Source organism: Micromonospora sp. SH-82 (assembly GCF_051132485.1).
In the GTDB taxonomy this organism is placed as follows: Bacteria; Actinomycetota; Actinomycetes; order Mycobacteriales; family Micromonosporaceae; genus Micromonospora.
In genome coordinates, this window is the sequence record NZ_CP148049.1 from 3,395,759 (window position 1) to 3,409,538 (window position 13,780).

The 13,780-nt window shown below is 70.2% G+C and carries 15 protein-coding genes; 3 read left to right on the plus strand and 12 right to left on the minus strand.

All coding sequences use genetic code 11. The features are described from left to right. Positions 1–64: 64 nt before the first annotated feature. Positions 65–631, minus strand: coding sequence for a TetR/AcrR family transcriptional regulator (locus WHN02_RS15570; RefSeq protein WP_434739463.1), 567 nt, complete (start codon positions 629–631; stop codon positions 65–67). Positions 632–715: 84 nt separating this feature from the next. Here WHN02_RS15570 and WHN02_RS15575 point away from each other — a divergent pair, with 84 nt between their 5' ends. Further along, on the plus strand, positions 716–1,663 hold the full coding sequence (locus WHN02_RS15575; RefSeq protein WP_434739464.1) for a ketopantoate reductase family protein: 948 nt from the start codon (positions 716–718) through the stop codon (positions 1,661–1,663). A gap of 84 nt (positions 1,664–1,747) precedes the next feature. Here WHN02_RS15575 and WHN02_RS15580 read toward each other — a convergent pair whose 3' ends face one another. Continuing rightward, the gene (locus WHN02_RS15580) at positions 1,748–2,542 is read right to left on the minus strand and encodes a class I SAM-dependent methyltransferase (protein WP_434739465.1); all 795 of its coding nucleotides are present in this window, start codon (positions 2,540–2,542) and stop codon (positions 1,748–1,750) included. A 174-nt stretch (positions 2,543–2,716) separates the two neighbouring features. On the opposite strand from WHN02_RS15580, the gene WHN02_RS15585 reads away from it, so the two are divergent. Beyond that, positions 2,717–3,397 (plus strand): flavodoxin family protein, encoded by a 681-nt coding sequence (locus WHN02_RS15585; protein ID WP_434739466.1) that lies wholly within the window; start codon positions 2,717–2,719, stop codon positions 3,395–3,397. Here the strand turns inward: WHN02_RS15585 and WHN02_RS15590 are convergent. The 9 genes from WHN02_RS15590 to WHN02_RS15630 all read right to left on the minus strand — a co-directional run bounded on the left by WHN02_RS15590 (position 3,340) and on the right by WHN02_RS15630 (position 11,300). After that, on the minus strand, positions 3,340–3,909 hold the full coding sequence (locus WHN02_RS15590; protein ID WP_434739467.1) for a hypothetical protein: 570 nt from the start codon (positions 3,907–3,909) through the stop codon (positions 3,340–3,342). The genes WHN02_RS15585 and WHN02_RS15590 overlap by 58 nt on opposite strands. Beyond that, on the minus strand, positions 3,899–4,291 hold the full coding sequence (locus WHN02_RS15595; protein WP_434739468.1) for a carboxymuconolactone decarboxylase family protein: 393 nt from the start codon (positions 4,289–4,291) through the stop codon (positions 3,899–3,901). Before WHN02_RS15595 ends, WHN02_RS15590 begins: the two co-directional genes overlap by 11 nt. A gap of 122 nt (positions 4,292–4,413) precedes the next feature. Beyond that, on the minus strand, positions 4,414–4,926 hold the full coding sequence (locus WHN02_RS15600; RefSeq protein ID WP_434739469.1) for an aromatic-ring-hydroxylating dioxygenase subunit beta: 513 nt from the start codon (positions 4,924–4,926) through the stop codon (positions 4,414–4,416). After that, positions 4,923–6,242, minus strand: coding sequence for an aromatic ring-hydroxylating oxygenase subunit alpha (locus tag WHN02_RS15605; RefSeq protein WP_434739470.1), 1,320 nt, complete (start codon positions 6,240–6,242; stop codon positions 4,923–4,925). The genes WHN02_RS15600 and WHN02_RS15605 overlap by 4 nt, the downstream gene beginning before the upstream one ends. Beyond that, positions 6,239–7,405: a glycosyltransferase gene (locus tag WHN02_RS15610; RefSeq protein ID WP_434739471.1), complete on the minus strand. Its 1,167-nt coding sequence runs from the start codon at positions 7,403–7,405 to the stop codon at positions 6,239–6,241. The genes WHN02_RS15605 and WHN02_RS15610 overlap by 4 nt, the downstream gene beginning before the upstream one ends. A 778-nt stretch (positions 7,406–8,183) precedes the next feature. After that, positions 8,184–8,714: a hypothetical protein gene (locus tag WHN02_RS15615; protein WP_434739472.1), complete on the minus strand. Its 531-nt coding sequence runs from the start codon at positions 8,712–8,714 to the stop codon at positions 8,184–8,186. After that, a complete protein-coding gene (locus WHN02_RS15620) occupies positions 8,711–10,012 on the minus strand; it encodes a signal peptidase I (RefSeq protein ID WP_434739473.1) in 1,302 nt (433 codons plus the stop codon). Before WHN02_RS15620 ends, WHN02_RS15615 begins: the two co-directional genes overlap by 4 nt. Positions 10,013–10,022: 10 nt before the next feature. Next, positions 10,023–10,655, minus strand: a complete 633-nt coding sequence (locus WHN02_RS15625; RefSeq protein WP_434739474.1) for a hypothetical protein — start codon at positions 10,653–10,655, stop codon at positions 10,023–10,025. Positions 10,656–10,664: 9 nt separating this feature from the next. Continuing rightward, positions 10,665–11,300 carry a SipW-dependent-type signal peptide-containing protein gene (locus WHN02_RS15630; protein ID WP_434739475.1) on the minus strand — a complete coding sequence of 212 codons (636 nt, stop codon included), beginning with the start codon at positions 11,298–11,300 and terminating at the stop codon, positions 10,665–10,667. Positions 11,301–11,587: 287 nt separating this feature from the next. Between WHN02_RS15630 and WHN02_RS15635 the strand changes: the two genes are divergently transcribed. Next, positions 11,588–11,986, plus strand: coding sequence for an MmcQ/YjbR family DNA-binding protein (locus tag WHN02_RS15635; RefSeq protein ID WP_434739476.1), 399 nt, complete (start codon positions 11,588–11,590; stop codon positions 11,984–11,986). 71 nt (positions 11,987–12,057) lie between these two features. On the opposite strand, the gene WHN02_RS15640 is transcribed toward WHN02_RS15635, so the two are convergent. After that, entirely contained in the window at positions 12,058–13,776 is a 1,719-nt protein-coding gene (locus tag WHN02_RS15640) for a cellulose binding domain-containing protein (RefSeq protein ID WP_434739477.1), read from the minus strand. Positions 13,777–13,780: the final 4 nt, after the last annotated feature.

Consider the following 13,780-nt stretch of genomic DNA (forward strand, 5'->3'; position numbering starts at 1 on the left):
TCGAGGGTGACCGTTCGGTGGAGCGCAGGGGCCGGTCGGGCCTCGACCGGTGCCGGGGGTGCGGCTACTGCGCCGTGCGGCGGAGTCCGGCGAGGACGAGGGTGATGACGCCGTCGGCGTCGTGCCGGTGGGTCGGTTGGTCGTAGGCGGCGCAGATGCCCTGGAGGGCCATCATGACGGACCCGGCGCCCACGTCGTCGCGGAAGGTTCCCGGCCTGGCGTCGGCCAGGAGGTCGGCGACGACCTCGTACATGGCCCGACCCCCCTCGGTCAGGGCGTCCGAGCGGGTGGCCATGAGGGTGGCGAGGGTGCGGGCGAGGCCCTGGTGGGAGTAGAGGTGGTCGACGACGTCGCGGAGGAATGCGGCCAGCGCCTCGTCGGCGGGGAGGGTGGTGCGCAACTCCCGGGCGCGGTCGCACATCGCGGTGATCTCTTCGTGGTAGACCGCCTCGGCCAGGGCCTCCCGGGTGGGGAAGTGGCGGTAGAGGGTGCCGGTGCCCACGCCGGCCCGCTTGGCGAAGTCGTCGAAACGCAGGTCGAAGCAGCCGCCGGCGAAGAGTTCGCGGGCCTTGGCGATCAGGGTGTCGCGGTTGCGGCGGGCGTCGGCGCGCAGGGGTCTGGCGTCGGTCACGGGGTCCTCACATTGACAAGTGGAGACTGTCTCCATATTTTTTAAGTGGAGGTCGTCTCCGATTATAGATGCACGAGGTGCGGTGTGAAGATCTTGATGTTCGGGCGGGGCGTGATCGGCGCGATCTACGGTTGGGCCCTGGAACGGGCCGGGCACCACGTCGAGTTCTACGTCCGACCGGGGCGGGCGGCCCAGTACGGGGAGACGATCGACCTCGACCTGCTCGACGCCCGGCGTCGGCCGTGGGGCAGGCGGGTCACCGAGAGCATGCCGGTGCGCTACCGGGAGTCCCTGGAGCCGGACCACGACTTCGACCTGATCGTGCTGAGCGTGCAGCACTACAACTTCCCGGAGGCGGCAGCCTTCCTGGGACCGCGGGTGGGCGCAGCCACGGTGCTCGTCTTCAACAACCTCCTGGTCGAGCCGACCACAGCGACGCAACACCTCCCCGCCGATCAGGTGGCCTGGGGCTTCCCCGGGGCCGGCGGAGGGTTCGGCGACGACGGTGTGCTGCGGGGGGCACTGCTGCCCGTGGTCTTCTTCGGCACCCTGGACCGCCCGCAGACCGAGCGGGACCGGGCCGTACGCCGGGTCTTCCGCCAGGCGGGGTTCCGGATCCGGGAGAACTCCGACTTCCGTGGCTGGCTGGCGATCCACTTCGTGCAGAACGCCGGCCTGCACACCCAGACCCTGAGGCTGGGCTCGCTCTCCCGGTGGACGACCGACGCCGCCCGCGAGGCGATCCTCGCCACCCGTGAACTGCTACCGCTCGTCGAGGCCCGGGGCGTCGACCTGCGGCGGCACCGCAGCGAACTGCTGCCCTTCACGGCACCCGTCTGGCTGGGAGCACCGGTGCTCGCCCGACTCCTGCGGCACTTCCCGCCGATGCGGGTGGTGATGGAGGCCCACGCGAACCCGGAGGAGACCCGCGCCCTCTGCCGCGACACCCTGGCGGAAGCCCGCAGGACGGGTGTGGAGGTGCCCCGGCTGGAGGCCGCCGAGCGCTACTTCACCGCCGAGCGGGCGGCCTGAGGGCGCGTACGGCCCGCCGCGCTTTCGCGACCCCCGTCGACGGAGGCGGCACCGGTGTCGGCGCACCGGTGTCGGGGCGGACCCCTACCGGGTGGCGATCGTGAGGACGTGGCTGCCGGCGCCGAGCAGGCTCGGTTCCTCCTCGACGGAGCGCGTCATCTCCATCAGCAGGTCGGTCAGGTCGGGGTCGGCCAGGATCTCGGTCAGTCGTGGCCCGGCCATCCCCAGCGGCCCCTCGACGCAGACCCGCCGCTGCACCGTCAGGCCCGCCTCGGTCGCCTCACCGACCGGCTCGTCCGGGTGGTGGAAGTAGGCGGTGGTGAACCACGCCTCGGGGCCGTCGTCGTTGCGGTGCACGCCGTCGGTGAGGGCGCGCTCGACGATCGGCCGGAACCGGGGGTCGGTGAGGTGGCCCTTCACGAACCCGTCGAACAACGACGCGAACCGGTTGATCGTCGCACCCACGACCACCCCACCGGCCCTGACGACCCGAGCCGCCTCCCGCCACGCCGTGACACGGTCCGCCCGCTCCAGCAGGTGGTACAGCGGTCCGAGGAGCAGGACCGCGTCGGCGCTGTGACCGGTGGCGGGCAACGCCCGGGCGTCTCCGACGACGGCCCGTACCCCGGGGTGGGTCGCCGACGCCACCGCGTGCTCGGGGACCGGGTCGACGACCAGGACGCGGTACCCGGCCCTGGCCAGCGGGTCCGCGTACACACCCGTCGCCCCGCCCACGTCCAGGACCGATGCCGGTGCATCGGGGAGCGTCCTGGACAGGACGTCCCACGTCCGGAGGAACTCCCACCGGCCCTGCCCGACGGTGAGGCGGTCGCGTTCGCCGCCCCGCCGGTAGTACGCCATGACCTCGGATCCCAGCATGCCACCGATCGTGTCCGGCCCGGGTGGGGGCGGGCAACCGAATACCCCCTTCCGGTGACGCTCCCCTGTGGATAGATTGACATCGTTCCCGCCCGGCGGAGACCTCGTCAGGCGGCCGGTCTCGGGTGGCGCTGAGCGGACCAGGGGGAGGCCCGTCGGGTGAAGATCATCGCGATGTCCTGTACGCAGAGGCGTCTCCCGTCGTTGACCGACGCCCTGCTCGACGCGGCGGTCGCCGGTGTCGTCCGGGAGGTCGGGGACGCGGAGATCCAACGGATCCGGTTGATCGACCATCGCATCGAGATGTGCGAGGGCGAGGACACCTGCCTGGATCCCGAGGTGGGCCGGTGCACCCTCGACGACGACTTCGAGCGCGTCGTCGACCTCGCCGAGGGCGCCCAGGGGATGCTGCTCGCCATGCCGGTGTACGCGGGCAACGTACCGGCGGTGTTGAAGATCTTCCAGGAACGCCTGAAGAGCTTCATGAACGCCCGGCAGCGCCCGTTCGGCAACCTCCTGGTGGGGACGATCGTGCACTCGCGCACGATGCTGACCGAGCCGGCGCTGGCGTCGCTGTTCCCGTGGTATCTGCGCCTCAAGAACAAGAACGTCGCGTCGGCGTGCGTCACCCAGAGCGGCCACCCGGACCTGACCCGTACCGCAGCGGTCGACCTGTGTACGGCGGTGGGCCGGCAACTCGGCATGACGCTCGACGTCAGCCGGTCGCCGGCCGCCGACAGCGCCGTACCGCCCGTGGTTCAGTCGCCGGCCGCCGGCCGCACCGCGCTGCCTGTGGTTCAGTCGCCGGCTCGTCCCCGGTGCGGTGATCCGGCCGTGTCCGCCACCGGAGCCTGAGGCGACTCCGCGCGCCAGGTGCACCCGTCGCCCGCCTGCTCGCACGAGACGGTGACGTCCGACTCCACGTAGCGTCCGGCGATGGCGGTGTTGAGGTCCTGGCAGTACTGGCACGGTGAGGAGAAGGTCAGGACGACGCCGTCGCGGGCGGCCTGCCTGCGGTAACGCAGGATCCCGCAGTCGGCGTTGCGCAGGACGGTTCCCGAGGGCTGGGGCTCACTGGTCACCGCCGAGTCGTACAGCAGCAGCTGACGCTGGAGCCGGGTCATGAAGTGGTCGGTGGCGGAGAGCCCGGCGGGCCGTTGCGCCGCCAGCAGCTCCGCGGTGATCCGGGAGTTCGCCTGGATCCACGACGCGAGGCCCTCCTCGCCGTGCTCGCCGAGGATGAACTCCTCCGCGGCGGCCTGGGCCTCGAAGAACCGCTGACGCCACAGGTCGACCTTCTCGGCCGGGTCGATGGCCGAGCCGGTCGGCCCGGAGTCCGGAACCGGTCCGGGTGGCTCACCGGTCACCGTCGGTCTCCTCACCGGGTGCGGCGTCGAGTTCGGCGAAGACCTCCTGGGCGACGCGCAGCCCGTTGTTGGCGACCGGCCACCCGCCGTAGTAGGCGAGCTGGATGATGATCTCGACGATCTTCTCCCGGGACATCCCGAGGTGCAGGGCCGCACCGATGTGGCCGCGCAACTCCCAGTCGGTGCGCGCCAACGTGACGGCCGTCAACGCGACCAGTTCGCGCTCCTCGACGCTGAGGTGCGGGCGGGTCCAGATCTCACCGAACAGGTGGTCGACGGTGATCTCCAGGAAGTCCGGGTAGGAACCCGGGCGCGGTTCGCGGCCGAAGACCTGCTGGAACACGGCCTTGCCCCGCTCGTGTCGGACAGCCGGTTGGTTCATCGATCAACTCCTTCGAAGGTGGTCGGACAGGTGTCGACGTCCACGACGTCACGAAGGCGGCGACCAGCGGCCGACGCCGGCCGTCGCGGCCGGGCCGCGGCCGGGCCGCCGTCACCGTCGGGTCAGAGGATGATGCTGAGCTTGCCGTGCTCGTAGAGCGTCTCGTGGTCGAGGACCACCACCCGTCTGCGGATCCGGAACGACTCGTCCTCGACGACGAGCTCGAACCGGTACTTCCCGACGTAGGCGTCGGAGCGTCCGTGCCCGAACCGGTGGACGACGGCGTTCGCCACCACGTCGAGGTGGGTGCCCCGGTCGGTCAGGATCTCCACGTTGCTGATCAGACGATTGGTGCGCGACCGGGGGTTCTCGCACCACACCTCGTCGTTGAGGAGCTGTTCGATCCGTTGGCGCAGTCGGGCGGCGTCGTCGTCGACGAGCCCGAGCGCACCGACGGTCTCGGCGCGGACGTCGGTGGCCGGGATCGTGTAGCGGATGTCGTCGGTCAGCATCTCGTCGTACCACTCGACCAGACGCCACTCGTCGAGCAGCCGCGCCTCCCGGAACAGGAACCGGCTCACCCGGTGCCACAGCCGCACCCGGGCCGTCTCGTCGACGGTCGGTTCGGTGCTCATCGCGGTTGCGCCCCCTGCATCTCGGCCCGGTGCGCGACCTCGTGGTGCCCGTCGTCACCGTGCATCAGCCGGTCCCACTGCCGCCAGAACTCGCGGGCGGGAAGCTCGTCGGTCGTCTCGGGGACCTCCTTGTTCATCCCCCGGGACAGGTCCGAGTAGCGGACCGTGCGGTTGAGGTAGCCCCGCTGGCACGACTCGATGATCTCGATGTCGTCGGGGGTGGCGAATCCGGCGGGGCCGAGGAAGGTCAGGTAGTGGCTCTTGCGGAGTTCCCGGATGTCCGGGTCCTCGTCCTTGGGAGCCAGAGCGACCGAGGTGATGGCCATCCGGTCCGCGCCGACCGGGTCGATCTTGCGAATGGTGATCGCGATCGCGTCGATGATCATCAGGTTGGGGAAGATCAGCAGAGCCCGGTTCGTGCCGGTGATCCGCTGGGCGCGCTTTGCGCCGAACCGGTCGACGAACCGGGCGGCCGTCGCCTCGATCCGGGGGCGGACCTCGGGGCCGAACATCGGCGTCCAGTAGGCGAGCGGGCGGGCCGCCGCCGGTGGCAACTCGTTGGCGCCGTGACCGAGTCCGAGGGCGCGACCGAACCCGCCCCGCCGTCGTGGCGGCACCGACCCGAGCGACTCCATGTAGGAGACGTAGCGCTTGTGCAGTGCCCGGAAGTGGTAGATGTCGACGCTGTTCTCCATCATCAGCTTCCAGTTGGCCCGCGCCCCGTGCAGTTGCGCGCCCTGGATCACCTCCATCCCGACCTCGGACTGGTCGTCGACGAGATCGAGGTACTCCGTCGCACCCGCCAGATACTCGGTCAGGGTGCGCGGCTGCTGCGGGTCGAAGGTGACGAAGACGAACCCGCGGTAGGTGTCACTGCGGTGCCGCGCCAGCCCGTAGTCCGCCTTCCGGAAGCCCGGCCCGTACCCGTCCGGGATCGGGACCCCCACCAGGTCACCCTGGTTGGAGAAGGTCCAGTCGTGGTACGGGCACCGGAACGACCTGACCTGACCGGCCGGCTGCGAGCAGATCAGCGCCCCACGGTGGGTGCAGCTGTTGGCGAACACCCGGATCACCCCGTCGGATCCACGTGTCATGACCACCGGTCGTCCGCCCACGTCGCGCGACACGAAGGAGCCCGGTCCGGGCACCTCCGACTCGTGACCGACGTACAACCAGCATCGATCGAAGATCCTGGCCATCTCCTGCGCGGCGACGTCGTCGTCGGTGTAGGCGCGGCGATCCACCCGGAACGAGAGACGTTCCAGGTCGTCGACCACGATTCGATCGTCTCCCGGCCGTTGCACCTCGATCGTCACCTATCCCCCTCGCGCTGAAGCGTCTGGACGGTGGCGGTGACCAGCTCGGCAGTGCGTACCGCCGAATCGCCGCACTCCGGTTGCGCCTTGCCCAACCGGGACCGGTAGTCCCGGGCCGGGTCGAGCAGATCGGTGACGGCGTCGGCGACCGACCGCTCGGTGACGGCGGCCGGTTCCATCGCCGTCCCGAAGCCCGCCCGACCCACGAAGTACGCCTGGATCGGCTGGTCCACCGCCAGCGGGACCACCAGCATCGGCGTCGCCGCCCGGATCGACTCGGCGACGGAGTTGTATCCGCCGTGGGTGACGAAGACGTCGGCGCGTTCGAGGACCTTACGTTGTGGCAGATAGGGGGCGGTGAACACGTCGTCGGGTAGCGCCAGTTCCTCGGCGAGGTCGCCCACCGCGGCGACCACCTGCGCCCCGGTCGCCGCCGCCCCGATGATCGTCGTGCGCAGCAGGTCCGGCCGCCGGTAGAAGATCGTGCCGAAGGAGACGTACACCACCGGGCGGTCGGGGTCGAGGCGATCCAGGTCCGAGAAGACGACCTCGTCACCACGGGGCCCCGCCGCACCCGGCAACCCGACCAGCTGCACCCCGTCGTCGGTGACCGCGTCCTCCCCGACCAGCGCGGGAATCGTCGGCATCACGTTGAGCAGCCGCGACCGCGCCGAGTGGGTCCGCGTCGACCACCGCACCCCGTGCCGGGTCAGATAGTCGCCGACCTGCTCGTCGTACGCCCAGCGGCCTCGGCGGTGCTCCCTCGGGCAGACCCCGCCCAGGTTGGCCCAGACCATCCCGTACGGCACGCCGGACGCCTCCGCCCCGACCATGGCCGCCGCCGTGACCGGCAGCGAGTCGACGAGGACGAAGTCGGGAGCGGTGGCCCGGAGCACGTCGGCCGTCTGGTCCGCCACCGGCGACGACTGGAGCATCGGGCCGATCTTCGCCGGGTCGCCACTCCACGGTGCCATCTCCACCTGTCCGACCGAGTGGACCTGGACGTCGCCCAGGGCCTGGCGGCGCTGCTCGTCGAGGGTGCCCCCGTCGGCGGACAACAGCAGCAGGTCGACCTCGTTGCCGGCAGTTCGAAGTGCGTTGACCACCGGAACGTACGGGTTCAGGTGACCGTGTTGAGTCGTGGTGAGAAGAGCGACACGCATCACATCTCCCATCCATCCAAACAATGCGAACAGTTCGAATCGAGAACTGGCTCCGGTCGCATCACAGCAGCCATGAAAGCGACACCTCCTGCCTTCGGAATCCGGTCGAGACGGCGGCGAACGAACGGCAGCACTCCGCCCCCAGACAGGCCGGATCTGCCGACGGGCCGACAGGGGCCGCCGACGTCCAGGCGCTGCTCAGGGGCGTACGCACGCCCCGCATCGCTGAGAGGGTGCATAGATCGACGCTACTCGGATAAATCTGGAAGAAACCCGGTTCACGACCTGTCCCGGGCGGTTTCGCAAAGCCTGCCGGGCGGTGCGATCAATGTCAATGCCTCACGCGCGTCGGCGGTCGTGGACGGGTGGACCTGACTTCGACGGTAATGTCATTTCGCCGTTTCGGTGGATTCTGAGCGGTTGGAGCGACCGGTCTGGGTTTCGACTGTTGTGCCGGAGGGACGTGGCGACGTGCCCCGACGAGCCCGTCGCGGCCGCGCGTACCCCGAGAACCGGATGGTCACGACCGATCGACCGGTGCGATGATCGACATCTGGGTCGCTACGGAGTCAACCCGTCAACAGATGGGACCCGCTGAAGGAACACCAACTGCTGTTGGTGCGCCGGATCGGTGACGGGAACGACCCCAGCGGCCCCGACGGGGTCGATCGGAACCTGGGGGACCATGTGACCGAGAAGCTGATCATCCAGAAGGGGCGCTACCTCACCGTGTCCTACCTCGTCGACAGGTGGCGTACCGGGGCAACCGGCGGCCGGGTCAGGGGACGCTGCAGGAGTAGAGCAGCGCCGTCAGCATGCTGACGGTGCCGGTGGTCGGCGTCGAGGTCCACCCGCCGGGGCCGTTCGCCCACAGGTTGAAGGTGCCGGTGCCGATGCTCAGCAGCCCGCCGGGGATGGTGACGGTGGTGACGGCGGGGCCGAGGGTGCCGCCTCCGGTGAAGCCGCCCGACAGGGACCACGTGAAGCCGCTGCGGGTCAGTCCGCCGACGGGCAGGTCCCAGGTGAACGTCGGTGGGGTGGCCAGGCCTGCGGTGCACCGCAGGTTCGTCGGTGGGTTGACGGTGCCGGCCTGCAGGGAACCCCTGCCGTGTTCGGTGTCGCTCCACGTGGCCAGCGTCGCCTGTGGTGGTGCGACGACGACGGCGGTGGCGGCGAGCACCAGGGCGGCGGCACCCGCGATCCACCGCCGGCGGTGGGTTCGCCTCCGGGGCTCGGGATCGTCCTGTCGGATCCGCCGGGCCGGTACGACGGCGACGTCGGCAGGGCCGGGGGTCCGTGGGCGTCTCACTGCTGCCCCACCCGGATCCGGTGCTTGCGGGTGGCGCGGATGAGCAGCAGCCCGGCGAGGAGCGCACCGGCACCGGTGAGCACCGGTGTCCGCAGGTCGACGCCGGTGCGCGGAAGCGGCCCGACCTTGCCGCCCGCCGAGGCCCGGTCGCCGAGTCCGGTCGCGGTGACGACGAGGTCCGCCCACCCCGAGGCGGTGGATCCAGGCGGCAGGACGGCGGTCACCAGGACCCACCGCTGCTCGTCGGAGCGCATCGAGGCGACGGTGACCGGCTGCCCGGTCAGTCTGGCGGCGGGACCGTTCGGGAGGACCTGCCTCGGACCGGTGGGGCAGGTGTCCGCCACCCACCGTTCGGTGCAGACGGCGGCTCCGACCCGGAGTCCGTCAGGTTCCACTGTGAGCGGACCCAGCGCCGACAGCGTGACGGTCACGGTGCCGGGCTCCTCGGCGTGCGCCGAGACACCCACCTGCCAGGGCACGGGCTCGTCGGGCGCCATGTTCGTCATGCGGTCCCGGTCGCCGATCGAGACCAGGGTGAGGGCGTGGCTGCGGACCACCTCCTCGGTGGTGTCCGCCCGTGCCGTGTCGGGTGTGGTGAGGATCCCGGCGGCGACACCGGGGAGCAACGCCACCACGAGCAGCATGCGGCGCAGGGTCGGGTCACCGGTTGCAGCTGTGCCGCCCGTCGGGGTGTCGGCACCGGGGTCCGTCTCCGGCTCGGTCGACTCCGACCGGCCCGGCCGTCGGGGATGTGACGGGGTACGTCGCCACGTGGTATCTCGCGGCGTCTGCGGGTCGGTGGGGCGGGGCCAGAACGCCCAGGTGACGATCGCGGCGATGCCGATCGTGATGGCGCTCGCGGCGTACACGTTCGACAGGGCGTGTACTCCGTACCCGAGTCTGGGCACCGACCACTCGACGAGCCGGACGTGGGTCACCGAGTGCGGTGCGGCGTCGTTGGCGGTGTTCGCGTCCCCGCGCATGGTGAGCAGGCGGACCGGCCCGCCGCCGTCGGCGACGGCGACGACCCGGTGGGTGATCGGTGGCAGCGGGGTGCGGTCGACGGTGACCACGTCTCCCACCTCGACCTTCGACGCGGGGATCTCCCGCACCACCGCCAGTGATCCGGCGGGGATGGTCGGGCTCATCGATCCGGTCTTGAACAGGATGAGCGAGATGTCGAAGAAGAATGCCAGGGGGACGAGGACGACGCACACCGTCCCGGCGAGGGCGAGCAGGGTCAGCGCCAGGTCACCGACCCGGGTCAGCACATCCTGCCATCGACGCACTCGCACCATTCGAAGTTCCTTACGTAGACGAGGCTGTGAAACCCCAGGTGACGGAGCCGGTCGTCCCCTGGTACAGGTTGCTGGCGCCGGACTGGATCCGGACCTCGAAGCAGAACCGCAACTGGGGGGTCGCGCCCCCCGGGACGGTGATGGGGGAGTAGATCGGGGAGGCGGGCACCGATGTGACGCCCGAGTAGCTGGGGCCGACGATCCAGGTCGGCGAACCGCTGAAGGCTGCGGCGGCACAGGTGGAGCTGCTGCTGGCGGTCCGTACCGCGCGGTACTCGAGGGCGGGCAGGAGGGTGCCGCCGTTGTTCGACGAGCTGGTCAGGGCGACGGTGCCGCCGACGTTGGTCATCGTCGTCGTCCGGATGTTGATCCAGGCGTAGAACGAGATGGCGGGGGACATCGCGGTGGCGTTGAAGGCCAGGATCGCGGCGTTCACCACCGGAGTGTGACTCGCCCACGTACTCGATGCGGTCTGTGATTCGGTGCCGAAGACACTGGCCGCGAACGACCCGGTGCCGTACTCGCTGTCGGTCCACGTGGCGAGGGTGGACGGCACCCCCAGGATGAGGCCGAGGGCGCTGGCGAGTACGGCACGGGTTCGACGCAGCCGTGGTGTTCCGGTCGTCCTCTGACGTTTGACCACGGCTGCCACCTACACGGACTCCGCCAGGATCTGCCAGGTCTGCGTCACCGACGTGCCCTGCACCAGACCGGCGTCGGCGGTGACGACGAAGCAGAGGAACTCCGGTGCGCCCGGGGTGGTGGGCGGGGTGCCCTGTGTCAGGTTGAACGGCACCGCGGCGGCCACCGAGTCGAGGGGGGTGCCCTGCGGGACGACCCAGGTCGGGGTGGTGGGTGCCGCGTCGCAGTCGGCGAAGGTCGGGACCGTCGCGATCCCGTAGGTGAGGCCCGCGAAGGCGGGCGGGGCGGGACTGGCCGAGGCCACCGTGACTGTCGCGTCGTAGGTGGTGGCGGCGGTGAGCCGGACGGCGAAGGGCGCCGCGACCACGTCACCGGGGCTGATGTCGTCGAAGCCGGTGCTGAACGTGAGTGCCGCCGCAGCAGCGGGGGTGGGGTGTTCGGCGTAGGTGGTGCCGTCCGTGCTGCCCTCGATGCCGAAGCTGCCGGCGGTGAAGGTGCCCCGGACGTACTCCGAGTCGTTCCAGGCCGCGAGGGTGATGGTGGCCCCGAGGCCGAGGGCGATCCCCCCGGCCAGGACGGCCTTGAGCTTGCGGCTGGCTCCTCGACCGGCGGGTGTTCCCGTGGTCGTCCTGGTTCCTCTGATCAACGTGTTCTCCTCGGTGCGGCGCGGATGGCTGTCCTGGGTGGTGACAGGAGCACAGCGGTGATCTGACCGGCTGGTGCCGTCGGGGACCGTCGATCGGACCGGAGGGGAGGTGGCGGAAGCTGTCACGCAAGGAAGACCTTAGGTCCTCGAAACCGACAAAACACCCAAAATCCCAAAGCCCGGTGAGGAGTACGCCCGCTCCACGGCTCCCGTGCCGATCCACCGAGGAGCGGGGTGGCTGTCGGGTCGGGGCACCACGGCTGCCCGCCGTGTGGTTACCCTCCGATATGTCGCATCCCATCATGTTCGACGAGGCGGACCCGCTCCTGCACCGGGTGCGGGCGCTCGCCCTGGCCCTCCCCGACGCGGCCGAGAAGGTCTCCCACGGTCGTCCCGCCTTCTTCACCACGAAGGTCTTCGCCTACTACGGCGGTTCGGTGAAGGTCGACGGCAGTCATCGGCAGCACGAACAGGCGGTCCTCGTCCTGCTCGAACCCGACGAGCGTGCGGGACTGCTGGACGAGGACCGCTGCTTCGTCCCGGCCTACCTGGGTCCTGCCGGGTGGATCGGGGTGGACCTGACCCCGGACACCGACTGGGACGAGGTCGAGGAGCTTCTCGACGCCAGCTACCGCCGAACGGCGGGGCGACGCCGGGTCGCCGTGCTCGACTCTCGACGGCAGTGACGGTGACCGGGGCCCCCGTACGGCGGGGATTCCCCGGCGGCGCGGGAGGAGGGTCCGGTGACGATTCCGGGTCAGTGGGTGAGCACGACGGTGGAGATGCTGCGGGCACCGACGTCGACGGTGACCTGCCCGCCGTTCACGGCGACCGGTTGGCCGGCCGCGTTGGCGCTCACCGAGGTGAGGTAGTGCTCGGCCCGGGTGATGTTCTGCGGTACCTGCACCACGGCGTCGTCGACCGCACCGGTCGACCGGTTGAGGATCACCAGGGTGGTCTTCCCGCCGCCGGTGTAGGCGGTCACCTCCAGGGGATTGGCCTTGGTGCTCTTGGTCAGGGCGACCCGCTGGTACCCGGGGCGGACGTACTTGGAGTACTGCGAGAAGGCGTACCCGCGCTTGAGTGGCGCGCCGGCGGTGGTGCCGAAGGCCGCCTCCCCGTCGCCGATGAAGGAGTAGTAGCGCTTGCCGTACCACCAGACGTAGGCGGTCCAGTTCGCCTCCATCGACCGGTGCACGGTACGCATGATGTCGTCCAGGGTCTCGTTCCAGACCGTCTGGTTACCGGGGTTGCCCCAGATGTTGGAGCCGTTGCCGTCGGCGGCGTGCAGGTTCCACTCGGTCATCCAGACGGGCTTGTCGTGCTGGTCGGCGAGAGGGTAGGAGCGTAGTCGGCCGGAGGCCTCGGTGCCGTACAGGTGGCCGCCGATGTAGCCGATGTTGTTGCGGGCCGTGGCGTCGTTGAGGGTGGGGTCGGTGTACGTGTAGTTCAGGTTCACCGCCTCGGCGACCATCAGTTTCGTGTTCTGCACCCGGGAACCGTGGTCCCGGACGAAGTTGCGCAGCTCGGTGCCGCTCCAGTCCATCGAGTCGTAGTCCGGGTGCCAGTCCGGCTCGTTCTGCACCGACGTGACGTCGACGGTCACCCCCTGGTTGCGCATGTACTGCACGTAGCTGTTGAGGTGGTTGGCGTAGTCGTCGTAGTAGTCGGTCCGCAGCTTGCCGCCGTTGATCCGGCTGTTGTTCGTCTTCCACGCCGCCGGGGCGGTCCAGGGGGAGGCGAGGATCTTCACCCCCGACCCGTACGACTTCGCCGTCTTCAGGGCGTTGACGTGGGTCGGCCACTCACCGGAGACCGGTGAGACGCCGGTCCGCACGATCGACAGCCCCAGCTGGTTGGCACCGAGGCCGACCAGGGTCTGGGTCTCCGCCGTCGACCAGGCGCTGCCCCAGATCGACTGTGCGGCCCCGAATCCGTCGACTGTCTGGTACCTGGTGGCGCTGTTGACGGTGATGTCCGCCGACGCGGTGGGGGGCGGGGTGGTCGGGGAGGTGGTGGGCGGGGTGGTCGGCGGGTTGGTGGGGGTGGTGCCGCCGGTGCAGGTGACCCCGTTGAGCGCGAACCCGGTGGGGACGGGGTTGCTGCCGCTCCAGGAGCCGTTGAAGCCGAAGGAGGCGGTGCCGTTGGTGGCGACGTTGCCGTTGTAGCTGACGTTGCGGGCGGTGACGGCGGCACCGCTCTGGCTCACTGTCGCGTTCCAGGCGTCGGTGACGCGCTGGCCGGCACCGTAGGACCAGGTCAGGGCCCAGCTGGTGATCGGGTCGCCGAGGTTGGTGACGGTGACGTCGGCGTTGAAGCCACCCTGCCACTGCGACGACACCGCGTAGTTCACCGAGCATCCGGCGGCTGCTGCGGTGGCCGGTAGGGCTGCGGCGGTCGCCGTCGAGGCCAGGAGCACGGTGCCGGCCGCCACCCAGGCGGCGTGGACTCTGCGGCTTCTCGGGGGAGTTCTCATCACT

What these genes read in the sequence shown, in the direction of transcription:
- WHN02_RS15580 (WP_434739465.1), bottom strand. Translation starts at nt 2,542, where the DNA reads ATGCTGGGATCCGAGGTCATGGCGTACTACCGGCGGGGCGGCGAACGC.
- WHN02_RS15585 (WP_434739466.1), top strand. Translation starts at nt 2,717, where the DNA reads ATGTCCTGTACGCAGAGGCGTCTCCCGTCGTTGACCGACGCCCTGCTC.
- WHN02_RS15595 (WP_434739468.1), bottom strand. Translation starts at nt 4,291, where the DNA reads ATGAACCAACCGGCTGTCCGACACGAGCGGGGCAAGGCCGTGTTCCAG.
- WHN02_RS15600 (WP_434739469.1), bottom strand. Translation starts at nt 4,926, where the DNA reads ATGAGCACCGAACCGACCGTCGACGAGACGGCCCGGGTGCGGCTGTGG.
- WHN02_RS15610 (WP_434739471.1), bottom strand. Translation starts at nt 7,405, where the DNA reads ATGCGTGTCGCTCTTCTCACCACGACTCAACACGGTCACCTGAACCCG.
- WHN02_RS15620 (WP_434739473.1), bottom strand. Translation starts at nt 10,012, where the DNA reads ATGGTGCGAGTGCGTCGATGGCAGGATGTGCTGACCCGGGTCGGTGAC.
- WHN02_RS15635 (WP_434739476.1), top strand. Translation starts at nt 11,588, where the DNA reads ATGTCGCATCCCATCATGTTCGACGAGGCGGACCCGCTCCTGCACCGG.
- WHN02_RS15640 (WP_434739477.1), bottom strand. Translation starts at nt 13,776, where the DNA reads ATGAGAACTCCCCCGAGAAGCCGCAGAGTCCACGCCGCCTGGGTGGCG.